This is a genomic window from Ferrovibrio sp., from assembly GCF_025869515.1.
Taxonomy (GTDB): domain Bacteria; phylum Pseudomonadota; class Alphaproteobacteria; order Ferrovibrionales; family Ferrovibrionaceae; genus Ferrovibrio.
Genome location: NZ_JAOZVR010000045.1, coordinates 45,753 through 69,861 on the forward strand (window position 1 = coordinate 45,753; position 24,109 = coordinate 69,861).

At 64.6% G+C, this 24,109-nt stretch carries 20 protein-coding genes; 6 read left to right on the forward strand and 14 right to left on the reverse strand.

Going from position 1 to position 24,109, the window contains the following annotated elements; all coding sequences use genetic code 11:
- Positions 1–2: 2 nt before the first annotated feature.
- The 3 genes from OJJ21_RS06670 to OJJ21_RS06680 all read right to left on the reverse strand — a co-directional run bounded on the left by OJJ21_RS06670 (position 3) and on the right by OJJ21_RS06680 (position 3,894).
- Positions 3–2,384 carry a hypothetical protein gene (locus OJJ21_RS06670; protein WP_297684402.1) on the reverse strand — a complete coding sequence of 794 codons (2,382 nt, stop codon included), beginning with the start codon at positions 2,382–2,384 and terminating at the stop codon, positions 3–5.
- A gap of 201 nt (positions 2,385–2,585) precedes the next feature.
- Positions 2,586–3,545: a transglutaminase family protein gene (locus OJJ21_RS06675; RefSeq protein ID WP_297684404.1), complete on the reverse strand. Its 960-nt coding sequence runs from the start codon at positions 3,543–3,545 to the stop codon at positions 2,586–2,588.
- Position 3,546: 1 nt separating this feature from the next.
- Positions 3,547–3,894, reverse strand: coding sequence for a hypothetical protein (locus OJJ21_RS06680; RefSeq protein ID WP_297684405.1), 348 nt, complete (start codon positions 3,892–3,894; stop codon positions 3,547–3,549).
- Positions 3,895–4,264: 370 nt separating this feature from the next.
- On the opposite strand from OJJ21_RS06680, the gene OJJ21_RS06685 reads away from it, so the two are divergent.
- Complete coding sequence (locus OJJ21_RS06685; protein WP_297684406.1) at positions 4,265–6,163, forward strand: DEAD/DEAH box helicase; 1,899 nt, start codon at positions 4,265–4,267, stop codon at positions 6,161–6,163.
- 40 nt (positions 6,164–6,203) lie between these two features.
- The gene (locus tag OJJ21_RS06690; protein ID WP_297684407.1) at positions 6,204–6,830 is read left to right on the forward strand and encodes a trimeric intracellular cation channel family protein; all 627 of its coding nucleotides are present in this window, start codon (positions 6,204–6,206) and stop codon (positions 6,828–6,830) included.
- Between the two features lie 7 nt (positions 6,831–6,837).
- On the opposite strand, the gene OJJ21_RS06695 is transcribed toward OJJ21_RS06690, so the two are convergent.
- Both OJJ21_RS06695 and OJJ21_RS06700 read right to left on the reverse strand, forming a co-directional pair.
- On the reverse strand, positions 6,838–8,712 hold the full coding sequence (locus OJJ21_RS06695) for a methyl-accepting chemotaxis protein (RefSeq protein WP_297684408.1): 1,875 nt from the start codon (positions 8,710–8,712) through the stop codon (positions 6,838–6,840).
- 369 nt (positions 8,713–9,081) lie between these two features.
- A complete protein-coding gene (locus OJJ21_RS06700; protein WP_297684409.1) occupies positions 9,082–10,116 on the reverse strand; it encodes a LacI family DNA-binding transcriptional regulator in 1,035 nt (344 codons plus the stop codon).
- Between the two features lie 110 nt (positions 10,117–10,226).
- On the opposite strand from OJJ21_RS06700, the gene OJJ21_RS06705 reads away from it, so the two are divergent.
- From OJJ21_RS06705 to OJJ21_RS06715, 3 genes are all read left to right on the forward strand, one after another.
- The gene (locus tag OJJ21_RS06705; protein WP_297684410.1) at positions 10,227–11,792 is read left to right on the forward strand and encodes a UxaA family hydrolase; all 1,566 of its coding nucleotides are present in this window, start codon (positions 10,227–10,229) and stop codon (positions 11,790–11,792) included.
- A 44-nt stretch (positions 11,793–11,836) separates the two neighbouring features.
- Entirely contained in the window at positions 11,837–12,835 is a 999-nt protein-coding gene (locus OJJ21_RS06710) for a tripartite tricarboxylate transporter substrate binding protein (protein WP_297684411.1), read from the forward strand.
- Positions 12,836–13,009: 174 nt separating this feature from the next.
- Entirely contained in the window at positions 13,010–14,113 is a 1,104-nt protein-coding gene (locus tag OJJ21_RS06715) for a HAMP domain-containing sensor histidine kinase (RefSeq protein ID WP_297684412.1), read from the forward strand.
- Between the two features lie 552 nt (positions 14,114–14,665).
- Here OJJ21_RS06715 and OJJ21_RS06720 read toward each other — a convergent pair.
- The 3 genes from OJJ21_RS06720 to zigA are packed head-to-tail and all read right to left on the reverse strand — an operon-like array spanning position 14,666 to position 17,364.
- Positions 14,666–15,460 (reverse strand): aldolase, encoded by a 795-nt coding sequence (locus OJJ21_RS06720; RefSeq protein ID WP_297684413.1) that lies wholly within the window; start codon positions 15,458–15,460, stop codon positions 14,666–14,668.
- A 51-nt stretch (positions 15,461–15,511) separates the two neighbouring features.
- Positions 15,512–16,138, reverse strand: coding sequence for a DUF1826 domain-containing protein (locus tag OJJ21_RS06725; protein ID WP_297684414.1), 627 nt, complete (start codon positions 16,136–16,138; stop codon positions 15,512–15,514).
- On the reverse strand, positions 16,135–17,364 hold the full coding sequence (gene zigA, locus OJJ21_RS06730) for a zinc metallochaperone GTPase ZigA (RefSeq protein ID WP_297684415.1): 1,230 nt from the start codon (positions 17,362–17,364) through the stop codon (positions 16,135–16,137). Before zigA ends, OJJ21_RS06725 begins: the two co-directional genes overlap by 4 nt.
- Before the next feature lie 159 nt (positions 17,365–17,523).
- On the opposite strand from zigA, the gene OJJ21_RS06735 reads away from it, so the two are divergent.
- Positions 17,524–18,204, forward strand: coding sequence for a DJ-1/PfpI family protein (locus OJJ21_RS06735; protein WP_297684416.1), 681 nt, complete (start codon positions 17,524–17,526; stop codon positions 18,202–18,204).
- Here the strand turns inward: OJJ21_RS06735 and OJJ21_RS06740 are convergent, their stop codons facing one another.
- The 6 genes from OJJ21_RS06740 to OJJ21_RS06765 form a co-directional block, all read right to left on the reverse strand.
- On the reverse strand, positions 18,205–18,516 hold the full coding sequence (locus tag OJJ21_RS06740) for a ferritin (protein ID WP_297684417.1): 312 nt from the start codon (positions 18,514–18,516) through the stop codon (positions 18,205–18,207).
- A gap of 68 nt (positions 18,517–18,584) precedes the next feature.
- On the reverse strand, positions 18,585–19,655 hold the full coding sequence (locus OJJ21_RS06745; protein WP_297684418.1) for an MBL fold metallo-hydrolase: 1,071 nt from the start codon (positions 19,653–19,655) through the stop codon (positions 18,585–18,587).
- An 80-nt stretch (positions 19,656–19,735) separates the two neighbouring features.
- A complete protein-coding gene (locus OJJ21_RS06750) occupies positions 19,736–21,220 on the reverse strand; it encodes a TrkH family potassium uptake protein (protein ID WP_297684419.1) in 1,485 nt (494 codons plus the stop codon).
- Positions 21,221–21,282: 62 nt separating this feature from the next.
- Entirely contained in the window at positions 21,283–21,936 is a 654-nt protein-coding gene (locus OJJ21_RS06755) for a tetratricopeptide repeat protein (RefSeq protein ID WP_297684420.1), read from the reverse strand.
- 165 nt (positions 21,937–22,101) lie between these two features.
- The gene (gene glnA / locus OJJ21_RS06760) at positions 22,102–23,511 is read right to left on the reverse strand and encodes a type I glutamate--ammonia ligase (protein ID WP_297684421.1); all 1,410 of its coding nucleotides are present in this window, start codon (positions 23,509–23,511) and stop codon (positions 22,102–22,104) included.
- A gap of 116 nt (positions 23,512–23,627) precedes the next feature.
- Positions 23,628–23,966, reverse strand: a complete 339-nt coding sequence (locus OJJ21_RS06765; protein ID WP_297684422.1) for a P-II family nitrogen regulator — start codon at positions 23,964–23,966, stop codon at positions 23,628–23,630.
- Positions 23,967–24,109: the final 143 nt, after the last annotated feature.

Here is a 24,109-nt window from a genome sequence, read left to right on the forward strand (position 1 = left end):
CGTCACTTCCTCTGTTTGTCGCTGGCTTCATTGAAGGCGGCGCTCACACGTTTCGCCAGATCGCTGGCGCTGTAGCTACTGTCCTTTCCGATGACGGTAAAGGTATCGAGCACGTCGCGCGCCCGCCCGGCACGGCGCCGCTCGTCGGCGATCTGCCGTCCGGTATCCACCGTGCCTTTACGCGCATTGATCATGCGGTTGGACACATCTGTCAGCGTGCCGATCAGCGGTTTGGCGCTGGTCGACATTGCCATGATCAGGCGTTCATCCTGGTCGAAAGTGCGGAATCCCTCCGGCCCGAGCACCTGGAAACCGCGGCGGGCCGACAATCCGTTGTCGCAGCGGATGTTGCCTGCCGCCGTCTCGTTCTGGAGCGCTGTGATATTCAGATCGATCTGGCGCCCGGCGATCCGTTTCAGTTCTGTGGCATTCTGCTGTAGGCGGGTGGTGTCCTTGACCACGGCGTCCATGGCGGTGCTGATACGGCTTGCACCGGCGCGGACTGCCGTAACCGCCACGATCAGAGCTTGGTTTTTTGAGTCAGACAGTTTCGGCATGTCGCGTAAAGGGGCCAGCATAGTTGATGTATCGGTCTGCAGACCTTTCGCGGCAGTCAGCGCCTTGGCTGTTTCGGTATCCGCCGTATCGGCAGCCGTGCGAAACGCGCGTGCGGCTTCATCCATGGCTTTGTCGACAGTTGCCAGATTGTCCGGCGCGGCACCCGCGACGCTGACGTTATGTAGGGCGATCCGTTGTGCGAGTGCGGCGCTGTATGTATTGGCTTTTTTGCCGGCATCCTCGTGAACCCCGGTCGGAATTTGCGCCTTTAATACTGGGGCCTTGGTGGGAAGGGCGGCAATCGTCAGTTTATCGGCCATGATCTGTGTCGTCTCCACTGACTTCGCAGTATCGGCCAGATCGGCGATGGTCTCGATGTAAAGCGGACGCAGCGTGACTGCATTGGTCGTCTTTGCCATGGCGGTTTCAAGGTCCGCCTTGGCCTGTTTCTCTGCTGGGTCCTGGGGCGCCGATGCCAGAGCCTGGGTGGCGCTATAGATCAGCTGACGCGCCTCGTGGAGAGTTTCCGGCGGGAGTGCGTAATCCTTCTGCTTGGCGTCTTCGAGTGTCTTGTGTAGCGCAGTCGCAGTGGAGCCCGCCCCCGCACCCGCGGACAGCGGCGCGGCGGCTGCATTGATCTGACTCAGGAGGGTGCTGCGGAAACCGGATGAAAACAGCCGGTCGGTCGCGATGGCTAAAGTTGCCAATAAATCTTTGGCCTTTCGGGTTGCTGCGGCCGCCTTGGCAAGTTCCGCCTGCCGTGACTTTGCCACGGTTTCGGCCTGGCCCGCATCTTTAGCCTCAGCCTCGGCTTTTTGCCGTGCGGCGACAAGCCTGGCTTTCTCGGCGGGGTCAAGATCGCTTGCAGCTGTCTGTTCGGCGGTTTTGGCTTGTGCCAGCGCAGCATTTTTTTGCGCGCGGCTTGCAGTGCTGTCCGTTACGGCCTGATCGGCTTTGTCGAAAAACGGCAGCACCTTATCGGTGAGATCCCGGTGCGCGTCTGCGGCCGATTTGCCGGGCTCGAGCAATGTATCGGCGGATTGCGCAATTTTTAAAGCCTGATTCTTGAGGATATCCCTCAGGGAGACATCTGCATCCGCAAGGATTTTTTTCAGCTGGGCATTGCTGGTATCGACCTGGTCGACAGCCGCCTGTATGGCTTTGCTCAACCCGACATTGCTTTTCGCCAACCCGGTCTGGTTGGCGGTGGATGGGATAGAATCCGTCTCTTTCGACATAGCCTTGCCGCTGGGCGCAAGATCATCCAGATGCTGCTTGACGATGGCATCGACGGCTACATTGCTGCCGTCGATCTTGGCCAGCTCCGCGCGCAGTGCGACCAGTTCGCGGATGCGTGCGACTGTTTCGGCCTGTTTGGCGCGCGCCTTGAGTTCCGCCTGATTCTCGATCAGGAAACTGCCGGAGGACTGGTTGTAGCGTATCGCGGTGCCAAACGGATCGATCTGTTCCTTGCGCAGGGTGCCAGACTCGAAATGGATATCATTGCCAAGCGCATTGGCCTTGCCGGTCATCACGAAGCGGTAGAGCGAGTCCGTTTTGAGATAGTAGGGCCCGCGCTGCGCTGAATCGAAAAGCAGTTTTTCCCTGGGCTTCTGCATCTCGGTCAGGCCTTCGCACAGATCGAAGACGCGGAAATAGTAGGTGGTGCGGAAACGCACATCGTCATCTTCGTATTTCGGATCGCTGCCTTTGCGCACATGCATGCTGTCCGGCACGCTGCAACCGGCCAGCAGCAGGCTGACCGTCGTCAGCAGAAGGACGCGATGACGCCTTGACCTGCCGCGGCAGGTTGCACGGATTTCCATTGTCGCCCCCATCGGCCGGAGTTCTGACTGCAGTCCCACCCGCAAGCAAAACCCGGTTCTTTACCTACCCCGATAGGTTGCGATGCTAGTCATAAATAACCATAGCGGGCAACAAGAGTCATATTGCGCGCAAAGATTGCATATGAGTGTATTCATCCGGGGACGGATACGACCGCTATATGCGGCCCGGAAGCGACGCCCCTAATGCCCGCGGATCACGCCGCGCTGGGCGATGGCGGTCGAGACGGTGACGCCGACATGCATGCCGATATAGTCGCCCGCCGTGCCGGTGAAGCTGCCTTCCACCGGCGGCAGTTCGGCGATGCCGCGCGCCACCGCCACCGGGATCAGGTTGGCGCCGCCATAGCTGCGATGCGTGGGATCGAAGGCCACCCAGCCGGCGCCGGGCAGATAGATCTCCACCCAGGCATGGGTCGCGCCGCCGAGCAGCGCATCCGCAGCGAAACCGCCGTCATCGGGCGCGCCCTGCAGCGGGCCCGGCGGCGGCCCGGCGCCCGGCAGGCCGGGATCGAGATCGGGCAGATAGAGATAGCCTGACACCAGCCGCGCGCCGAAGCCGAGCCAGCGCGCCGCTTCCGCCATCAGCACGGCGAAATCGCGGCATGAGCCCCAGCCGCGCCGCAGGGTTTCCAGCGGCGTCTGCGTGCCATGGTCCTGCCGGCTCTGATAGGCGATGGCATCGGCGATGCCGGTATTGAGATCGCGCAGCAGCGCCAGCGTGCCGGTCGGCGGCGCGGCGACGAAGCGCTGCACCCAGGCGCGCAGCTCGCCCTGCGGATCGGCATAAAGCGGCAAAGCGAGATGGCCGAGATCGTTCCATTCGCTGTCGGCATAGCGGAAGGGATAGGTCGCGGCACTGGCGGCGATGTTGAGGATCGGGTTGGCGAAGGCGAGATTGTCGACGCGGATCTCGCAATCGATCACCAGGCTGTCGGCGGCCCACATCGGCAGGGCGCGCGCCACCGCATTGCCGTAGACATCCAGGCTCCAGCTGAACAGGCTGGGCGGCGTGGTGCTGACGGCAAAGGACAGCAGTTTCAGCTCCGGGCTTTCGCGCGGCCGCAGCATCAGGCGATGCGGGCCGAGATCGACCGGCCGGCTGTAGAGATAGATGGTGCGATGCTGGATGCGCAGCAGCATGTCAGCGTTCGCCGAGGCGACGCCCGAAGCCAGCGGGGAGGGGGCCGACAGTGGCGGTGGCGGAAGGGGCGGCATCCGCAGGGCCGGCGCCCGGCCGGCCGTCGGCGATCAGCGCCGCGGCAAGGTCGGCCGGATCGATGGTGACGGCCTGGCGCGTCGCCGAGGCTGTCGCGATGGCGGGCAGATGCAGCTGCGTGCCGGTGCGGTGCCAGGCGGGGAAGGAAAGGTTTTCAAGCCGCTCCTCTTCCGTCACCACCAGATAGGTGCCCGGCGGCTGCAACCCGTCCAGCCCCTTCACAAGGAAGGGGTGGGTGAAGGTGACGGTGGTTTCGGTGCTGCGGCTGGACATGCAGCTGACTTTCGGCTGGGCAGGCGGCGACGGCTGCGCCGGCAGGCAGACTGCCTGCCAGACCGGCCGCGCACGGAGACTCGAGTTGTCGGAAGTGTTTGTGCAAGTGTCTGCCTCGGCCGGACAAAGCGCAAGGCTATTCGTCCGCTCATTCGCCGCGGTAAACCGCTGAATTGTCGCAGGGCGGCCGGCTGCGGTTGACGGAGACGGCGCGGGCGCCTAAAACCCGCCGCAGCAGGGCCGGCGCAGGATGATCGCCATTCCCTGATCGGCCCAATGTGCGCCCTGGCGACGATATGCCTTGAGCGACTGCTGGGTGGGCCGCTGCGATCCCCGCCGTTCCTCAATCTCCTGGAAAGTTCGAGTTCCCATGTCTGATTCCGTTGGCGCCGCCTTTGCCGGTGCCGTTCCGCCGTTGGCGGAAGCCCTGGCCGCGCGCGGCTATACCACGCTCACGCCCGTGCAGACCGCCGTGCTGGCTCCCGAACATGCCGAGGCCGATCTTCTCGTCTCGGCGCAGACCGGCTCGGGCAAGACCGTGGCCTTCGGCCTCAACATCGCGCCCACGCTGCTGCAGGGCTCGGACGGTTTCGAACCGTTCCGGGCCGGCGGTTGGGCACCGCCGCTGGCGCTGATCATCGCGCCGACGCGCGAACTGGCGCTGCAGGTCTGCCGCGAACTCGACTGGCTGTATGAAAAGACCGGTGCCCGCGTGGTCTCCTGCGTCGGCGGCATGGACATGCGCAGCGAGCGCCAGGCGCTGAATGCCGGCGCGCATATTGTCGTCGGAACCCCCGGTCGTCTGCGCGACCATATCGAACGTGGCGCGCTGGATATCGGCGCCTTGCGCGCCGTGGTGCTGGACGAGGCCGACGAGATGCTCGATCTCGGCTTCCGCGAAGACCTCGAATTCATTCTCGATGCCGCGCCGGCCGAACGCCGCACGCTGCTGTTCTCCGCCACCGTGGCCAAGCCGATCGCCCAGCTGGCCAAGCGGTTCCAGAAGGATGCCATGCGCATCTCGACGGCGGCCGAGGCCAAGCAGCATGTCGATATCGAATACCGCGCGCTGACCGTGGCGCCGAACGAGCGCGAGAATGCCATCATCAACGTGCTGCGCTTCCATGACGCGAAAAGCGCCATGGTGTTCTGCGGCACCCGCATGGCGGTGACGCATCTGACCGCGCGACTCTCAAATCGCGGGTTCACTGTAGTCGCATTGTCGGGCGAGCTGAGCCAGAACGAGCGCACCCATGCGCTGCAGGCGATGCGCGACGGCCGCGCGCAGATCTGCGTCGCCACCGACGTGGCGGCGCGCGGCATCGACCTGCCGGGCCTGGAACTGGTGGTGCATGCCGATCTGCCGGTCAACGCCGAGGGGCTGCTGCATCGCTCGGGCCGTACCGGCCGCGCCGGCAACAAGGGTCTCTGCGTGCTGCTGGTGCCGCATAATCGCCGCCGCGGCCTGCAGCGCCTGCTGCAGGAGGCGCATATCGATGCCAAATGGGGCCAGCCGCCCTCGGTCGCGGAAATCCTCGCCGCCGACCGCAAGCGCATTCTCAGTGACGAAACCCTGCAGGGCGCGCTGAGCGAGGACGAACAGGCTTTCGCCGCCAAGCTGCTGGAAACCCACAGTCCCGAACAGGTGGCCGCGGCTTTCCTGCGCCTGCAGCAGAAGAACCGTCCGGCGCCGGAAGAGATGCTCGACGTGGCGGTGGAGAGCGAAGCTCCCGCCTATGGCCGCAAGACTCCGCGCGACGGCTTCGCGTCAGACAGCAAGGGCGGCGTCTGGTTCAAGATCAGCGCCGGCCACAAGCAGAATGCCGAGCCGCGCTGGCTGCTGCCGCTGATCTGTCGCGTCGGCCATGTCACGCGCAAGGATGTCGGCTCGATCAAGATTTTCCACACCGAGAGCCAGTTCGAGATCACGGCCGCCGTGGCCGAGCGCTTCATCCAGACCATCGAACGCGAAGGCACCGGCGAGAAGCAGATCACCATCACCCGTGCCGACGGTCCGCCGCCGGAAACCGCCGCGCCGCCACGGGAGAAGAAGGCCTGGATCCCCGAGGCCGAATTCCGCAAGGGCGATTTCAAGAAGCGCGATTTCGGCAAGCCGGGCGACTTCAAGTCCGGCGGCGGCAAGCCGCCGTGGAAGAAGAAGGCGCGGGCCGAAGGCCAGGGCGGCGAAGGGGCGTTCCAGCCCGACCGCGCGCCTGCTACAAATGGCAGCAAGGCCGGCTGGTCGAAGCCGAAAAAGAAAACTTCCTGATCGGGCCGGCGGGCTGCGCCGGCCGCGAGGCCGGAACGCCATGCTGCTCACGCTGTTCGATTTCGCCGGTACTTTCGTCTTCGCGCTGTCGGGCGCCACGGCCGGCGTGCGCCGGCGGCTCGACCTGTTCGGCGTGCTGGTGCTCGGCTTTGCTGCCGCGGCAGCAGGCGGCATCCTGCGCGATGTGCTGATCGGTGCGCTGCCGCCGGTGGCGATCCGCGACTGGGCCTATCCGGTGATTGCGGCGGCTGCAGCGCTGATCGTGTTTCTGCTGCCGGCGCAGATCGAGCGGCTGAAGCAGCCGGTGCAGCTGTTCGATGCCGCCGGTCTGGCGCTGTTTGCCGTGCTCGGCACGCAGAAGGCGCTGATCTACGACCTGAATCCCCTGGCGGCCGTCATGCTCGGCGTGCTGAGCGGCATCGGCGGCGGCATGGCGCGCGACATCATGCTGGCCGAGATTCCCACCGTGCTGCGTGCCGAGGTCTATGCCGTGGCGGCCCTGGCCGGCGCTGCCGTGGTGGTGGCCGGCGAGGCGGCCGGCCTGCCGCCGCACTGGGGCATGATCGCCGGCGGGCTGCTGTGTTTCGCGGTGCGCGTGCTGGCGATCCGCCGCAACTGGCAGATCGCCATCGCCCGCCCGCCGGAGGCCGGTGGCCCCGGAGCCTGACGTCGCCTCAGAATTCCTCCCAGTTTCCGTCGCTGCTGTTGGCGGCGGCGAATTTCTGCGGCGCGGCCGGCGCGCTGTCGGGCAGGTGACTTGGGCGACCGGTGCCGCCGGAGGCAGGCCTGGGCGCCACGGCCAGCGCCGCGCGCGGCTTCGGTGCCGCTGCTGCCGCGGCCTGCTGCCGTGCCGCCGGGACCGTTGCGGGGGCAGCAGCGTCGCCGGTGCGATAGCGCTGCACCAGTGCGGCCAGTTCCTGCGCCTGGTTGGACAGCGCCTGCGCCGAGGCGCTGGTTTCTTCGACCAGGGCGCCGTTGCGCTGGGTCATCTCGTCCATGCTGGCGACGGCGGTGTTGATCTGCTCCAGGCCGGTGGCCTGCTCGCGGCTGGCCGCGGCGATCTCGGCGACGATATCCGACACCTTCTTGATGGCGCCGACGATCTCGGTGAGCGACTGGCCGGCCTGGTTGACCAGCGCGGCGCCGGTCTTGACCTGACTGTTCGAGGTCTGGATCAGCGCCTTGATGTCCTTCGAGGCATTGGCCGAACGCTGCGCCAGGGCGCGCACCTCCTGGGCGACGACGGCAAAGCCCTTGCCGGCCTCGCCCGCTCTTGCGGCCTCGACCGAGGCATTGAGCGCCAGCAGGTTGGTCTGGAAGGCGATCTCGTCGATCAGGCCGATGATGTCGGCGATCTTCTGGGCGCTGTCCTCGATCTGCGTCACCGCGGTGACCGCATTGTTCACCACGCTGCCGCCCTTTTCGGCGGTGTCGCGGGCCGCGACGGCCAGCTGGTTGGCGGCCTGCGCGTTATCCGCATTCAGTTTCACGGTCGAGGTCACCTCATGCATCGAGGCGGCGGTTTCCTCGATGGAGGCGGCCTGCGATTCCGTGCGCTGCGCCAGATCCTGGCTGCCGGTGGAGATTTCCGCCGACGCCGCCGCAATGGTGTCGGAGGCCGTGCGGATATTGAGGATGATGCCGCTCATGGCGCCGACCAGATCGTTGACGCCGGCGCAGAGACTGCGGATTTCGCCGCTCTTGCCGTCGAGATCGATACGTTGCGTCAGGTCGTTGGTTTTGGTGGCATCCACCACCTGCTGCACCTGCTGCACGGCCAGCTGCATCATCTGCGCGGCTTTGGTCTGGGCGGTGACATCGGTGGCGTATTTCACCACCTTGAACGGCCGCCCGCTGGCATCCATGATCGGATTGTAGCTGGCCTGGATCCAGACCTCGCGGCCGCCCTTGCCGATGCGCTTATACTGGTTGGCATCGTATTCGCCGCGGCCGAGCTTGGCCCAGAAGGCCTTGTAGGCCGCGCTGTCGCGATCGGCCGGCGCGACGAACAAGCTGTGATGCTTGCCCTTCACCTCGTCCAGGCTGTAGCCGAGCGCATTGAGGAAATTCGCATTGGCGGTGAGGATGGTGCCGTCCAGGGTGAATTCGATCACCGCCTGCGACTTGCCGATCGCGGCGAGCTGGCCTTCGTAATCGGCCATCAGCAGTTTCTGCGCGGTGATATCGGTGGCGAATTTCACGACCTTGTAGGGCCTGCCGCGCTTGTCCAGGATCGGATTGTAGCTGGCCTGAATCCAGACCTCGCGGCCGCCCTTGCCGATGCGCAGATATTGCGCGGCCTCGTATTCGCCGCGGCCGAGCTTAGCCCAGAAGGCTTTGTAGTCGGCGCTGGCGCGATAGGCCGGCGTGACGAACATGCTGTGATGCTGGCCCTGGATTTCGGCCAGCGTGTAGCCCATGGCGTTCAGGAAATTCTCGTTGGCGGTGAGAATTTTGCCATCGAGCGTGAATTCGATGATGGCCTGGGCCCGGTTGATCGCAGTGAATTGCGCCTTCAGGTCGTTCGACCCGGTTGAAAACTGAAACATCAACGCATCCTTTTTTTCTGCAGTGCCACCAGCGCCATTGCCGGTGTTTCGTTTCTGGGACGTTGATTCTGACAATCAGCGTGTGCAGATTATTCGCAGAAAAAGCCGGAGCGGATTAGGTATTAATTGCGGCGGGGAGCATTTTTTACTCCAAGTACATGCTACTTGTTCGAATAGAATGAATGAATACTTGAAGTATTCAATAACAATTACTTTTGGTTGCAAAACTCAAGTGGTGCAGGCGAAACGGCTGACGCATGGTCCTGCTTTGTTATCCAGCGTCGGGACGGGACTCGGTATGGCCCGAGACTCGGTATGGCCCGAGACTCGGTATGGCCCGAGACTCGGTATGGCCAAGACTGGGGTGCGTCAGGCGCTGGCGCGTTCGGCGATGCTGAAGCCGATATCGACGATCTTCTTGCGCGGCGCCTGTCCGGTGGCGCGCGCCACCAGCATTTCAGCCGCCAGCCGGCCGATGGCGGCGCCGTCGATGCGCACCGATGTCAGCGGCGGGTCGGCATCCTTGCCATAGCTCTGGTCGCCATAGCCGATCACCCTGAGCTGCTGCGGCACCGCGATGTCGCGCGCCTTCGCCTCGATCAGTGCGCCGAGCGCCAGGTTGTCCGAGCCGCAGAAGACCCCATCGATGCCGGGATGCTTTGCCAGCAGCGCGGCGAGACCGCTGCGACCGTCGCCCATCGGCGTCGGGGCCGGCGCCTCGATCACCGGCACGCTGTATTTCTTCGCGGCATAGACGGCGCTGAAGGCTTCGGCGCGCAGGCGGGCGCGACGGTCGTCGGGCGAGATGATGGCCGGGCGCCGGCAGCCGCGTTTCCACAGATACTCTGCCGCCGCCCTGCCGATGGCGGGGTGCGAAAACCCGACCAGCATGTCGATCGGTTTCGGCGTCAGATCCCAGGTCTCGACCACCGGGATGCGGGCCGCGCGCAGTTTTTGCCTGGCCTGCGCCGAATGCACGATGCCGGTGAGGATGATGCCGTCGGGCCGGCGGCCGATCACGGCTTCCAGCAGCGCATCCTCGCGTGCATCGTCATAGCCGGCCTGGCCAATCAGCAGCTGATAACCATGCTGCTGCAGGTGTTCGGCGACATTCTGCATGGTGGCGGTGAACATGGCGCCGCTGATGCTGGGCACCAGGGCGACGACCAGTTTCGAGCGGTTGGACGACAGCGAACCGGCCAGCAGGTTGGGCGTATAGCCGCTGCGCCGGATCGCCGCGCGGACCTTTTCCAGCGTGGCGGGGGAGAGCTGACCAGGGTTGTTCAGCGCCCGGGAAACCGTGATTTTCGTGACGCCGACCTCGGCCGCGATATCGGCAAGCGTGGGCGTCTTCGCAGGTGCGGAACGGCGCTCGGCCGGCTGCTTGCTGGGCTTCTTCACCATTCCACTATAGCCAGCCGATGGTTTCCGGGGTAGGCTCGGCGCCGAAAATGTTACCGGTAACATTTTCCCGGCCAGCAGCCGGCGCTCCAGTTTCCGAATGAGTCCGTCCCATGTCCATGATCGACCTGCATGCCAAACGCCTGATCGGCCCCGTGATCCGCCTGCATCCGGACGACAACACCGTGGTCGCCCGCATCGATGTGGTGCCGGGCATGCCGGTGGAGGGCGACAACCACAATCCGGGCTTCCTGATCCGCGACAAGGTGCTGGCCGGCTACAAGATCGCCGCGCGCGATCTCAAGAAAGGCGAGCCGATCCTGAAATACAACGTCACCGTCGGTTTCGCCGCTGATGACATTCGCGCCGGCACCATGCTGCATGGCCACAATACCGAATTCCGCGAATTCGACCGCGACTATGCCTACGGCCAGGGTTACAGGCCGGTCGAGATGATCCCCGAAGCCGGGCGCGCCACCTTCCAGGGCATCGTGCGCCCGGACGGCCGCGTCGGCACGCGCAATTTCATCGGCATCGTCTCGACCGTGAACTGCTCGGCCACCGTGGTGCATGCGGTGGCACGGCATTTCACCGAGGAACGCCTGGCGGATTATCCCAATGTGGATGGCGTGGTGGCCTTCAGCCATGCGCTGGGCTGCGGCATGGAGATGACGGGCGAGGCGATGGCGCTGCTGCGCCGCACGCTGGGCGGCTATATCCGCCATGCCAACCTCGCCGCCGTCGTGGTGATCGGGCTGGGCTGCGAGCGCAACCAGCTGGGCGGCATGATGGAGGAGCAGGGGCTGGAGCGCAGCGCCAATCTCGTCACCTTCGTGATGCAGGAGACCGGCGGCACGCGCAAGACCATCGAGGCCGGCGTCGAGGCGGTGAAGAAGATCCTGCCATCGGCCAATGATGTGACGCGGACGACCGTGCCGGCCAGCCATATCACGGTGGGCCTGCAATGCGGCGGGTCGGACGGCTTTTCGTCTATCACCGCCAATCCGGCGCTGGGCGCGGCGATGGATATTCTGGTGCGTCATGGCGGCACCGCGATCCTGTCCGAGACGCCGGAACTCTATGGCGTGGAACACACGCTGACGCGGCGTGCGGTGACGCAAGCGGTGGGCGAGAAGCTGATCGAGCGTATCCGCTGGTGGAAGGATGTCTATGCCGTGGGCCGTGACGTGCAGATCAACGGCGTGGTCAGCCCGGGGAATCAAGCGGGCGGCCTTGCCAATATCTTCGAGAAGTCGCTCGGCTCGTCGATGAAAGGCGGCACTGGACCGCTGATGGATGTCTACAAATATGCCGAGCCGGTGAAGACCAAGGGCCTCGTCATCATGGACACGCCCGGTTACGACCCGTGCTCGGCCACCGGCCAGATTGCCGGCGGCGCCAATATCATCGCCTTCACCACCGGCCGCGGTTCGGCCTTCGGCGCCAAGCCGGTGCCGTCGCTGAAACTCGCCACCAATTCGCCGATGTATCGCCGCCTGGAAGAGGACATGGATATCAACTGCGGCCAGATCCTCGACGGCACCAGGTCGATGCAGGAAATGGGGCAGGAGATTTTCGAGCATATCCTGCGCACGGCATCCGGCGAGAAGAGCAAGAGCGAGTTGCTCGGCGTCGGCGACCATGAATTCGTCCCCTGGCAGATCGGCATCGTGGGGTGACGGGTAGCAGCCACTAAAAGGCAAAAAAACCGGAGGAAACGACAATGAAGAAAAGCATCAAGGGACCCGACAGGCGTCGGGTCCTGACGGGAACGCTTGCGTCGATCGCCGCCCTGTCATTCGCCAGACCGTCGCTCGCGCAGGCTTATCCGTCGCGGCCGATCCGTTTCATCTGCCCCTGGCCGGCGGGCGGCACTGCCGATACCACCATGCGGGCGCTCTGCCGCGTGGCGGCGGCGGAGCTGGGCCAGCCGATAACACTGGAGAACCGCGCCGGCGCGGCCGGCATGATCGGCGCGGCGGCCATCGCCACGGCACAGCCCGACGGTTACACCATCGGGCAGATTCCGCTCAGCGTGACGCGCTTCTCGCAGCTTGGCAGCTTCGCGCATGATCCACGCAGCGACTTCACCTTCATCGCACGGACGGCGGGCCAGACCTTCGGCATTGCCGTGCGGGCGGACTCGCCGTTCAGAGCAATCCAGGATCTCGTGGCGGCGGCGAAAGCCAAACCCGATACCATTACCTATGCCACGTCGGGTATCGCCGGGCAGACCCATATCGGCATGGAAGAGTTTTCCCATGCCGCGAAAATCCAGCTGAGCCATGTGCCGTTCAAGGGCGGCGCCGATGCGCTGCAGTCCGTGCTGGGCGGCCATGTGCAGGTGCTGGCCGATTCCAGTTCCTGGGCACCGCTGGTGCGCGATGGCCGCTTCCGCCTGCTGGCGACCTGGAGCGAGCAGCGTCTGGCCGGCTTCCCCGACGTGCCGACCCTGAAGGAGAGCGGCTACAGGGTGGTGATGCAGGCGCCGAATGGCGTTGGTGCACCCAAAGGCCTCGATCCGGCGGTGACGGCCAGGCTGCGCGCGGCGTTCCGCAAGGCGGCCCTGAGTGCCGAGCATACAGATACCTGCAACCGCCTCGACATGGTGGTGATGTATCTCGATGGCGACGATTACCGCAAATTCGTCGCGCAGAACTACGAGGAAGAGAAGGCGATCATCGAACGCCTGAAGCTGAAAGAGCTGATCGGCAGGAGCTGAGGCGGCCTGACCCGGCACGGATGATATCCGCGCCGGGTCGGCCTGCATCCCCGGGCGAGGGATAAATTCAACTTTTGGATGCGGCATGGGCCGATCCGACAGGGCGCGCCGGGCTGCGCAGATTATTGTTTTTCAACTGCCGCAGGCGGTACGGCTGATCCTAGTATCGGGGGTATGACGGATCCCGCTACCCAACCCTCCCGATTGCTGCGCCAGGTGAATGCCGCCAATCGCTGGCTCGGACGCTGCCATCCCGCACTCGCGACGGCGATCCTGGTGGCGGTTTGCGCGATCGGCACCCAGATTCTGCTGGTGATCTGCGGCGCGCTCTTCGAGCAGCCGCTGACCGGCAAGATGTACCTGATCTGCGCGATCATCACCGTCCTGGTCGCCACCCCGGTGATCCTGCATGCCCAGCTTATGCTGCGCGCGCAACGTGCCGCGCGATACCGCCTGAAACTGATGACCCGGGAACTGGCAATCGCGGTCCATAATGCGGAGGGCGTCAACACGTCACGGACGGCGCAATTCGCCGCCATGAGTCATGAACTGCGCACGCCGATGAACGCGATTGTCGGTTTCTCCGACATCCTGCGCAACGAACGCTTCGGGCCGATGCAGAATGCGCGCTATCTCGAATTCGCCGGCGATATCAACGACAGCGCCCAGCATCTGCTCGACCTGATCAACAATCTGCTCGACCTGGCGAAGCTGGAGGCCGGCGGCTTCGATACCCGCGATATGGCGGCTGTCGAGGTCGAGGATGCCATCGAGATGGCCGTGCGCCTGCTGCGGCCGCTGGCGACCAAGCAGGAGGTTGCCGTTTCCATCGATGTCGATGCGCCGGGCCTGCATGTTCTGGCGATCGAGCGCATGCTGCGGCAGATTCTGATCAACCTATTGTCCAATGCCATCAAGTTCACGCTGCCGCAGGGCCGGGTTGGAATTGCCCTGCGGCGCTCAGCGAGCGGCGATGCCGAAATCCGCGTGAGCGACAGCGGCATCGGGATGACGCCGGCCGATATCCGTGCCGCCTTCATGCCGTTCGGGCAGGTCGACAGCATGCTGAGCCGCAGGCATGCCGGCACCGGCCTTGGCCTGCCGCTGGCCAAGGCGATGGCCGAGCTGAATCACGGGCAGCTCGAGCTGACCAGCACGCCGGGTGAGGGCACGGTAGTGACGCTGCGCTTTCCGGCACTGGAGTCCGACTGTTCCGTTACGCCGGCGCACCAGCGCCGGATCGAAGACCTGGCGGCCAGCACAGAGGAAATGCTGTAAAAAAAGTCTCGCGTGGAAGGCGGGATCCTGTTCACCACTGCCGCCCGCCCCGATGTGAACCCGGACGCGACATGTCGAGCAGGGTCGCGGCATCGGGCCGTCGGTCCCTGTGGGGCAGGCCGATATCGCGGCGCAACTGGTCGTCCAGCTCGGCGAGGTCGTCGCGCCCCCATAGCTGGCGCAGCCAGCAGCGCAAGCGACGCCATCGTTTTGGTGTCGCGTCGGGCAATGGATCGGGCAAGCACATCGGTCGTCTCCTTTGGAATGAGGCGACGCCGGATATGCGGAGGGGTGAAATCCACAAAAAGCAAAGGCCCCGTCCGATACCGGCGGGGCCTGATGCAGTGAATGCTATGTTGCCTGTTCAGCACATGGCGAAATCCTGCGGCCCCCGGATGTGGTGGGTCGAGCGGTTTTCGAGCATGTAGACCATGAACAACATGGCCGGCATTTAGCGGCGGGCAGCAGGCAAGGTCAATTCCGAATCTGCGCGGGCCGGATCATTGCAGCGCGGCGTTGCCGAAACGACACAGCCAAGACGACAGAATTGTTTCAGGTCTTATAATCTGGCTCTTCGCGATCCAGAATCCGCTTCATGCTTTCCAGATGCAGGCGGGCGGATTCGCCATCGCCTTCGCGCATCTGCCGGTAGGTCGCTTCGGCGATGGGTTTCGGCACCGGCAGCAGTTTGCGCCCGGTGCTTTCGGCGATCACCTGCACCTGACAGGCGCGTTCGAGGTAATACAGATCGTCCCAGGCCGCGGCGATGGTCTCGCCCAGCACCATCACGCCATGATGCTGCATGAAAATGATATCGGCATCGCCGACCGAAGCCGCGATGCGGTCGCCCTCGCCGGTATCCAGCGCCAGACCGTTATAGTCGCGGTCGACCCTGGTGCGGCCGTAGAATTTCAGCGACGACTGCCCGGCGAAGACCAGCGGATCGCCTTCCACCATGCAGAGCGCGGTGGCATGCGGCATATGCGTATGCAGGGCGACACGGGCGCGCGGCACGTTTTTATGCAGGCGGCCATGGATGAAGAAGGCGGTGGCTTCCGGCACGCCGTCACCGGCGACCACATGGCCGTGGAAATCGCAGACCACCAGATTCGAGGCGGTCACCTCGCTGAAGGCATAGCCATAGGGGTTGACCAGAAAGAGGTCATCATAGCCCGGCAGCATGGCGGAGAAATGGTTGCAGATGCCCTCGTGCAGACCAAGCCGGGATGCCATGCGGAAACAGGCGGCCAGATCGATGCGGGCCTGGCGGATCGCGCCGGTGTCGAGATCGGGACGGTTATGCCCGCTGATGACAGCGGGCGCGGCAGGTGTGAGGGCATGGGCCATGGCGGACTCCGGCGGTGGTCCGTCCATACTGCGCAATCGTGGCAGGCCTGTCTATTCCGGGATATGTGGTCCCGGCACGTCGATACGCAACAGCAGGCGTCGTTCGCCGTTCTGCCGGATCGGCGGCGAGCGATGGACGATGCCTCGACCGGGAGCGGCCGCCTCGCCACGGAAGAGGCCGGCCCAGCCGGTTTCCAGCCGATGCACGCGGTGCGGATCGCGGATGACGGCGGCATTGTTGCCGGTACCCAGGGCCGCGCGGTTGAGATTGTCCTCGCTCAGCCACTCGGTTCCGGGGCCGGCATAGCTGCAGAGCAGGCGCAAACCGACCTGATCGACATGGAAGTAACGACAGGCATCGTGATGCAGGACTTCGAGGTCGACATGGGCGCGCGGGCTGCCGCTGATCCGCAGGAACTGCTCTGCCAGATATGCGATATCCGCGGCAAGCGCCGCCGACGGCAACAGATCTGGCAGGCGGCCCGCCGCTTCGCCGGGTTCGACATACAGGCAGAGCGGGGCGACGCCCCCGTCAATCCGTTGGGCCGCCGCAAGCCGCAGGCAGGGCGAGAGGCTGCGCGTCCAGACTGCAAGGTTGACACCGGGATGGCGAATGCCCTCCAGGACCGCGGGCGCAGGACCGAGCAGGGCTTGTGGAGCGGCCTGATGCTGCGTCATGCCGCCTCCGGCTGCGACGGCCGCTCCCAGCGCGGGAAGGGATCGCGGAACGTCTGCCAGGCTTCGACCCCGCCGGCCATTTCCTTGTCCGTCAGCAGGCAGGCATCGAAGCCGCGGCGCAGGCTCGCCTCGTCCATGTTCGCGCCGATCAGAACGATTTCCTGGCGGCGATCACCGTAGTCTGGATGCCAGATGCCATCGAGGCTGCTCTGCCACTCATCGTCGTCAGGCCAATGCTCCTGCGGAATGGCGGCCCACCAGGCACCGGCCCGTTCATGGCGTGTCACCGCGCCAGCCTGCGACCAGGATCCAACATGCTGCATGCGCGTGGCCAGCCAGAAGAACCCTTTCGACCGCCACACATTTTTCCATTCGCTGTTGAACCAGCGATGCAGGCGCCAGGGATGGAACGGTCGTCGTGCCCGGTAGACGAAGCTGCGAATCCCGTATTCCTCGGTTTCCGGCAGGTGATGGCCGAGCAGCGCCTGCTGCCAGCCGGGCAGGCTCTGTGTGTGCAGGGGATCGTAGCGTCCAGTATCGAGAATCTGATCGAGTGCGACCCTGCCGAAACTGGCGGGTACGATATGGGCGCGCGGGTTGAAGCTGCGGATCAGGCCCTCCAGGAAACCCAGTTGATCCGCCGTGACCAGATCGGACTTGTTCAGCAGGATCGTATCGGCGCATTCGATCTGTTCCATCAGCAGGTCGACGACGGTGCGCTCGTCTTCCGGCCCCATGCTTTCGCCACGCTGGCGCAGGAAATCGGTCGAGGCGTAATCGCGGATGAAGTTATAGGCATCGACCACGGTGACGAGTGTGTCGAGGCGGGCCACATCGGCGAGACTGAAACCGGCCTCATCGCGGAAGTCGAAAGTGGCCGCGACCGGCATCGGTTCGGCGATGCCGGTGGATTCGATCAGCAGGTAGTCGAAGCGCCCATCCTGCGCCAGCCGTGTCACTTCCTGCAGCAGATCGTCGCGCAGCGTGCAGCAGATGCAGCCATTCGACATTTCAACCAGCTTCTCGTCCGTGCGGCTGAGTTTCGCTCCGCCGTCGCGCACCAGCGCAGCGTCGATGTTCACCTCACTCATGTCGTTGACGATGACGGCGACGCGGCGCCCCTCGCGGTTGGTGAGCACATGATTGAGCAGCGTGGTTTTCCCGGCGCCGAGAAAACCGGACAGGACGGTGACGGGCAGGCGGGAGCAGGGGACGGCCTCGGTCATACGGATATCCTGAATGTTATAATATAACATACGGTATCGCGACTGAGATTGCCTGTCCAGCCCATGCAAGCCTTTGCCACAGCATGGATTTCCGGCTTGCCGTGGCCGGGCCGGGTCGCCACACTGCGGCTGTTGTCGCATCACTATCCCGGATTTCCCATGTCCCTGCAGATCGGCTTCATCCTGTTTCCCAACCTGACCCAGCTCGACCTGACCGGGCCCTGGGAGGTGTTTTCCAAATTGCCGGATGCGACCTGCCATCTGCTGGCGCCGGACCTGCAGCCGGTGAAGAGCTCCAGCGCCGGCCTCGCCATCCTGCCGACCACCACCTACGCCGACTGCCCGCAGCTCGATGTTGTCTGCGTGCCCGGCGGGCCGGGGCATCTGCAGGCGATGGAAGATGCAGCCACCCTGGATTTCCTGAAGCGGCAGGCGCCGGGCTGCCGCTATGTCACCGCGGTCTGCACCGGCGCGCTGGTGCTGGCGGCGGCGGGCCTGCTGAAGGGCTATCGCGCCACCACGCACTGGATGTCGCTCGAACGCCTCGCCGCCTTCGGCGCGACGCCGGTGGCCGAGCGCGTGGTGACCGACCGCAACCGCGTCACCGGCGGCGGCGTCACCGCCGGAATCGATTTCGGCCTGGTACTGGTGACGGCGATTGCCGGCGAGACGGTGGCGCGCGAAATCCAGCTGCAGATCGAATACGAGCCGCAGCCGCCCTATGGCGGTTCGCCGGCGACCGCCGACCCCGCCACGGTGGCATCGCTGCGCGGCCGGCTTGGCGCCTATGCCACGGCGATGGCGGAAGTGGATACGCGAGCGATCAGTCGGCTGGGCTGATCACATCTTCCCCGTCGCCGCGGCTTCCTGGGCGGCGATATCCTTCTCGGTGAACAGGTATTCCTTCAGCTGCTCGGCGAAATCGGTGTCGTTGCGGCGCAGCCATTCCAGCACCATGGCGGCATGCTCGATCTCTTCGCGCATGTTGTGCAGCAGGATTTTCTTGAGCGCCGCGTCCTCGCAGTCGTCGGCACGCTGGCGATACCAGTCGGCCGCCTCCAGTTCCTCCATCAGCGAGACGATGGCGTGATGCATCGACAACGTCTTGGCCGACAGGCGTTCGCGGGGGGCGTGCAGGGTTTCGCTGGACATGGGGACTCCTCAGGGCTGACCGGAGATAAATGGCGGAGACTCGCCAAAGTTCCCGATCGTGCAGCCCCTCAGAAAGCGCGTGTCCCGCCCACCGGCATGACATCGGCTTCGCCCGGCGCATAGCCGACGGCGACGGCGGCGGCACGCAGGCGCTCGGGTGCCTCGAAGGGCGGTTCATCGCTCAGCACCACGGTGCCCCAGTGCATGCCGACCACGCGGCGCGCGCCGATATCGCGGGCCAGCATGGCGGCTTCCTCCGGCGTGGTGTGGCTGTTGCGCATGATGATCTGCGGTTCGTAGGCGCCGATGCCGACAAAGGCCGTGTCGAAGGGGCCGAGGCGCTCGCCGATCTCGCGGAAGACCGGGCCGTAGGCGGTGTCGCCGGAGAAGAATACCCGCCGCTCGCCGGCATGATAGGCGAAGCCGCCCCAGAGCGAGCGGTTGCGGTCGAAAGCGCCGCGGCGCGAGAAATGCAGCGCCGGGGTGAAGGTGACAGTGACGCCGCGCCGTTCGGTGCTGTGATACCAGTCGAGTTCGGTGATGTCGCGGAAGCCGCGCTGGTGGAAATAGCGGCCAAGCCCGAGCGGCACGATGGCGGCGATGCGCTCCTTGTTCGGCAGTGCCGCCAGCGCGGCGAGATCGAGATGGTCGTAGTGATTGTGGCTGACCGTCAAAATGTCGATCGGCGGCAGTTCGGCCGGCGCGAGCGCCGAGGGCACATAGCGTTTCGGACCGAGCAGGTTGAGCGGGCCGGCGCGATGCGACAGGTAGGGGTCGGTCAGGATGGTGGCGCCGCCGAGCCTGATCAGGAAAGCGGCATGGCCGAGCCAGGTGTAGCTGTCGCTGTTATGATGGCGCTGCAGGCCGGCCTGCACGTCGTGCTTTTCCAGCACATGGCCATCGGGCACGTCGACCTTCTGGCGACCGCGCCAGGTCATGCCCCAGAAAAATGGCACGCGGTCGCGCAGCATGCGATCTTCGCGCTGCGGCAGGCCGGGCGGATTGCGGAAGCGGCCGCCGCGCTGCGGCGAGTAGGGCGCGGCGTGATGGTCGGGCAGGTCCAGCCTGACGGCATCGGTTGCGGCGGCCATGAAAGGCAGCGGCAGGGCGGAGACCAGCGAACGGAGATGGCGGCGCATGGGAGAGAGATTAGGCCGTCGCGGGCCCGGCGCAATGGCAGGGGCACGCGGCGGTGACCGCCGTCACGGCCAGATATGACTCAGTTGCGCCAGAAGGAGCGGCTGAACGGGATCAGCAGGATCAGGATTTCCAGCCGCCCGGCCAGCATGCCAAACGACATCAGCCATTTCACCGCTGTCGGTGCTTCCACGAAGGTGCAGCAGGGACCGTAGGTCGAGCCCAGGCCGGGACCGTTATTGCCCAGGGCGGTGGCGGCGGCGCCGAGGCTTTCACGGAAGTCCAGCCCGAAAAAGGCGAAGGCCAGCGTCAATGCGATGAGCAGCACCAGATACATGAAGATGTAGCTGGCAATGCCGGTCCGCACCGCATCGGAGATGTTCTCGCCGTTGAAGGTGACGCGGAAGGTGCCATGCGGGAAAATCTGGCGATACATCTGCGCCCGCAGCAGCTTGACCATTGCAAAGACGCGAAACACCTTGATGCCGCCGACCGTGGAGCCCGTGCAGCCGCCGATCAGCATGAGCAGCAGGGCGATGACCTCGGCAAAACCGCCCCAATCGGAAAAGTCGTGGCCGGTGAAACCGGTTGTGGTGATGGTCGAGACCACCACGAAGAGCGACTGGCGCAACGCCGTCCAGGCCGGAACGTCGTGCTCGATCACACGCCAGATCACCAGCAGCAGGGTGGCAATCGCGATGATGCCGAGGAACAGGCGCACCTGATCGTCCTGGAACAGGCGGCCCGGCCGGCCGTAAGCCGCGACGATATAGAGGCCAAACGGCATGGCGCCCAGGGTCATGAAGACAATGGCGACCCACTCGATCGCCGCGCTCTGGAAGAAGCCGATGCTGGCATCGTGGCTGGAATAGCCGCCGGTCGCCAGCGCGGTCATGGCATGGCCGATGGCATCGAAACCGCTCATGCCGACGATCCAGAAGCACAGGGCACAGATGGCTGTCAGGATGGCGTAGATGATGCCGATCTGCGACACCACCTCGGTGATGCGCGGCAGGAATTTGGTCGAATTGGGCGACAGGTCGAGACTGAACAGCTGCAATCCGCCGATGCGCAGGAAGGGCAGCGCCAGCACGGCGATGGTGACCACGCCGAAGCCGCCGATCCATTGCAGCAGGAAACGCCAGAGCAGCAGGCCGCGCGGCAATGCATCCAGACCGACAATCACGGTGGAACCGGTATTGGTCAGGCCCGACACCGCCTCGAACACAGCATCCGCCAGCGGCAGTTGCAGTTCCGACAGCATGAAGGGCACTGCGGTAACCAGGCTGACCGTAATCCAGGTGGCCGGCAGCAGCAGCAGCGTCTCGTTCAGAGTAATCTGCTGGCCGCGATCATAGGTGGCGAAGGCGAGGCCGGCCCCGATGAACAACGTGCCGGCAGCGCAGACCAGGAAAACGGCGTAATCCTCATGGCCGTCGGCAACGTCGATCAGCAGCGGCGCCAGCATGGCGATGCCGAAACAGCCGCTGACCACGCCGACGAAAAACAGGATCGGCGCGGCGCGGACCGTGACGTCCTTGCGCGGGGTGACTCGGGCGTTGCTCATTGGCGCGGAGTGTGGTCGGGCATGCCGGGGGAATCAAGGCCCGGCATGACGGCTGGCCGGCTTCAGGCGCGCCCGCTCTGTACCAGGGTCGTGCCGCTGCGGCAGGTGGGGCTGTAGCGGACGATCAGGTATTGCGGCCTGGCATCGGGATGCCGGGCCCGCCACAGGCCGGCTTCGGCGCCGATTTCATCGGCCATGCGCAACTCGCCGGTCTGGCGCAGGCCGGTGGCGTATTCCTGCAGCGCGTCGGTGAAGGCCAGCGGGTCTTCCTCTTCCAGTTTCAGCCGGCGCACCATGGCGATGCCCTGGGCATAATAGGGCAGGGCCTGGGCATACTGCCGGCGATCGTAGGACAGCCGCGCCAGCTCGAACAGACGGCGGGAAATCTGCGAACTGGCCGGACCGGAGGTCGACTCCTCCAGCGCCAGCGAGGTGAGCAGCAGCTCACGCGCATCGTCGAACTTGCAGCCATGGCCCTTCATGCGGCCGAGATTGTAGAGCGTGAGCGACAGCATGGCGGGCGGCACGCGTTCGGTGCCGGCCCAGACCAGGGCTCGTTCGTAATACTCTTCGGCCTGCGGGAAATCGCGGATCAGCTCGGCGCGCATGCCGGCATCGTAATACCGGGCGGTATTCGTGGTGTTGAAATCCTTGGCGCAGCCGCCGGTCAGCAGAAGCAGCGTCAGGACGGCCAGAGTTTTCGATCCTGCCCGCATTGGTTTCCCCGTCGCCCGGATTCCGGATTCGGGGGCGACCGGCCGATGGTAGGCGCAGAGCGCGACGGGCGGAAGCCCAAAAAGAAAGCCCCGCCGGCAGGAACCGGCGGGGCTTGTTGGACACCCGGCTGTGAAGCCGCGGCCCAGGGAAGTTCGTCCTGGATCTTAGACCGAGTAATACATCGAGAACTCGATCGGATGCGGGGTGTGCTCGAAGGCGTACACTTCTTCCCACTTCAGATCCATGTAGGCATCGATGAAGTCGTCGGAGAAGACGCCACCGGCCTTCAGGAAGGCGCGGTCTTTGTCGAGGCTCTCCAGGGCTTCACGCAGCGAGCCGCACACCTGCGGAACCTTCTTCAGCTCCTCCGGCGGCAGGTCGTACAGGTTCTTGTCCATGGCCGGGCCGGGATGGATCTTGTTCTTGATGCCATCGAGACCGGCCATCAGCATGGCGGCGTAAGCGAGGTAGGGGTTCGCGCCCGGATCGGGGAAGCGGACCTCGACGCGCTTGGCCTTCTCGCCGGCGCCGAACGGGATGCGGCAGGAGGCCGAACGGTTGCGCGCCGAATAGGCGAGCAGCACCGGGGCTTCGAAGCCGGGGATCAGGCGCTTGTAGCTGTTGGTCAGCGGGTTGGTGAAGGCGTTCAGCGCCTTGGCATGCTTGATGATGCCGCCGATGTAGAACAGTGCCATCTCGCTGAGGCCGGCATACTTGTTGCCGGCGAACAGCGGCTTGCCGCCCTTCCAGATCGACTGGTGCACGTGCATGCCCGAGCCGTTGTCGCCCTTGATCGGCTTCGGCATGAAGGTCGCGGTCTTGCCCCAGGCATGGGCAACGTTGTGCACGCAGTACTTGTAGATCTGCATGCCGTCGGCGCACTTCAGCAGGGTGCCGAACTTGATGCCCAGCTCGTGCTGGCTGTTCGCCACTTCGTGGTGATGCTTCTCGACCGTCACGCCCATGGCGGCGATGGTGGAGAGCATTTCCGAGCGCAGGTCGCCGCCCTGATCGAGCGGGGCGACCGGGAAGTAGCCGCCCTTGATCGGGGCGCGGTGGCCCATATTGCCGCCTTCGTAGACCTTACCCGAATTGTAGTCGCCTTCGATGTCGTCCATGTAGACGAAGGTTTCGTTCATCGAGGTCTTGAAGCGGACGTCGTCGAACACGAAGAATTCGGCTTCCGGGCCGAAATAGGCGACATCGCCGACCTTGCTCGACTTCACGAAGGCTTCGGCAGCCTTGGCGATCGAACGCGGGCAACGGTTGTACGGGGTGCCTTCATGCGGCTCCAGCACGTCGCAGAACAGCACGGCCGTGGTCTGCGCCGAGAACGGGTCGTAGGTGAGGCTGTCGAGGTCCGGCTTCAGCAGCATGTCGGACTCGTTGATCGCCTTCCAGCCGGCAATCGACGAACCGTCGAACATGATGCCTTCCTTCAGGGTCGGCTCGTCGATCATGGTGATGTCGAAGGCAACGTGCTGCCACTTGCCGCGCGGGTCGGTGAACCGGAAGTCAACGTATTTGACTTCCTTGTCCTTGAGCTGCTTCACAATGGATTTTGCATCAGCCATGGCTGTTTTCCTGCTTGTTCTTCCCTGGTTGGTAACGACTCACGGAGATTAGGCCCGGAGAGATAATGGGCGATACTCGATGAGAGTGATGAAGGCGGAGAGTTCCTGCTCCGCCGTCAGACCGCTTCCGCGCCCTTTTCACCGGTGCGGATGCGAATGACGTCTTCGACGGTGGAGATGAAGATCTTGCCGTCGCCGATGCGGCCGGTGCGGGCCGCCTGGGTGATCGCCTCGACCGCCTTTTCGACCATGGCATCGTCGAGCACGACCTCGATCTTAACCTTGGGCAGGAAGTCGACAACATACTCGGCGCCGCGATACAGCTCGGTATGGCCCTTCTGGCGACCGAAGCCCTTGGCTTCGGTGACGGTGAGGCCCTGCAGGCCGATTTCGTGGAGCGCTTCCTTCACTTCGTCGAGCTTGAAGGGCTTGATGATGGCTTCGATTTTTTTCATGGGTGCGACAACACTTTGGCCGGAATGGAATGACAGGGTGAAGTATGCACGCTCTATGCCAGTATTAACCCGGCTTTAACGTGCTGGATTCCCGCTAGAGACGGGGATGTGGATAAGTGCGAAGGGGTGTTTTGCTCATTTTA

What these genes read in the sequence shown, in the direction of transcription:
- zigA (WP_297684415.1), bottom strand. Translation starts at nt 17,364, where the DNA reads ATGACCGAGGCCGTCCCCTGCTCCCGCCTGCCCGTCACCGTCCTGTCC.
- OJJ21_RS06705 (WP_297684410.1), top strand. Translation starts at nt 10,227, where the DNA reads ATGTCCATGATCGACCTGCATGCCAAACGCCTGATCGGCCCCGTGATC.
- OJJ21_RS06755 (WP_297684420.1), bottom strand. Translation starts at nt 21,936, where the DNA reads ATGCGGGCAGGATCGAAAACTCTGGCCGTCCTGACGCTGCTTCTGCTG.
- OJJ21_RS06740 (WP_297684417.1), bottom strand. Translation starts at nt 18,516, where the DNA reads ATGTCCAGCGAAACCCTGCACGCCCCCCGCGAACGCCTGTCGGCCAAG.
- OJJ21_RS06700 (WP_297684409.1), bottom strand. Translation starts at nt 10,116, where the DNA reads ATGGTGAAGAAGCCCAGCAAGCAGCCGGCCGAGCGCCGTTCCGCACCT.
- OJJ21_RS06765 (WP_297684422.1), bottom strand. Translation starts at nt 23,966, where the DNA reads ATGAAAAAAATCGAAGCCATCATCAAGCCCTTCAAGCTCGACGAAGTG.
- OJJ21_RS06750 (WP_297684419.1), bottom strand. Translation starts at nt 21,220, where the DNA reads ATGAGCAACGCCCGAGTCACCCCGCGCAAGGACGTCACGGTCCGCGCC.
- OJJ21_RS06670 (WP_297684402.1), bottom strand. Translation starts at nt 2,384, where the DNA reads ATGGAAATCCGTGCAACCTGCCGCGGCAGGTCAAGGCGTCATCGCGTC.
- OJJ21_RS06720 (WP_297684413.1), bottom strand. Translation starts at nt 15,460, where the DNA reads ATGGCCCATGCCCTCACACCTGCCGCGCCCGCTGTCATCAGCGGGCAT.
- OJJ21_RS06680 (WP_297684405.1), bottom strand. Translation starts at nt 3,894, where the DNA reads ATGTCCAGCCGCAGCACCGAAACCACCGTCACCTTCACCCACCCCTTC.
- OJJ21_RS06715 (WP_297684412.1), top strand. Translation starts at nt 13,010, where the DNA reads ATGACGGATCCCGCTACCCAACCCTCCCGATTGCTGCGCCAGGTGAAT.
- OJJ21_RS06690 (WP_297684407.1), top strand. Translation starts at nt 6,204, where the DNA reads ATGCTGCTCACGCTGTTCGATTTCGCCGGTACTTTCGTCTTCGCGCTG.
- OJJ21_RS06725 (WP_297684414.1), bottom strand. Translation starts at nt 16,138, where the DNA reads ATGACGCAGCATCAGGCCGCTCCACAAGCCCTGCTCGGTCCTGCGCCC.
- OJJ21_RS06745 (WP_297684418.1), bottom strand. Translation starts at nt 19,655, where the DNA reads ATGCGCCGCCATCTCCGTTCGCTGGTCTCCGCCCTGCCGCTGCCTTTC.
- OJJ21_RS06735 (WP_297684416.1), top strand. Translation starts at nt 17,524, where the DNA reads ATGTCCCTGCAGATCGGCTTCATCCTGTTTCCCAACCTGACCCAGCTC.
- OJJ21_RS06710 (WP_297684411.1), top strand. Translation starts at nt 11,837, where the DNA reads ATGAAGAAAAGCATCAAGGGACCCGACAGGCGTCGGGTCCTGACGGGA.
- glnA (WP_297684421.1), bottom strand. Translation starts at nt 23,511, where the DNA reads ATGGCTGATGCAAAATCCATTGTGAAGCAGCTCAAGGACAAGGAAGTC.
- OJJ21_RS06685 (WP_297684406.1), top strand. Translation starts at nt 4,265, where the DNA reads ATGTCTGATTCCGTTGGCGCCGCCTTTGCCGGTGCCGTTCCGCCGTTG.
- OJJ21_RS06675 (WP_297684404.1), bottom strand. Translation starts at nt 3,545, where the DNA reads ATGCTGCTGCGCATCCAGCATCGCACCATCTATCTCTACAGCCGGCCG.
- OJJ21_RS06695 (WP_297684408.1), bottom strand. Translation starts at nt 8,712, where the DNA reads ATGTTTCAGTTTTCAACCGGGTCGAACGACCTGAAGGCGCAATTCACT.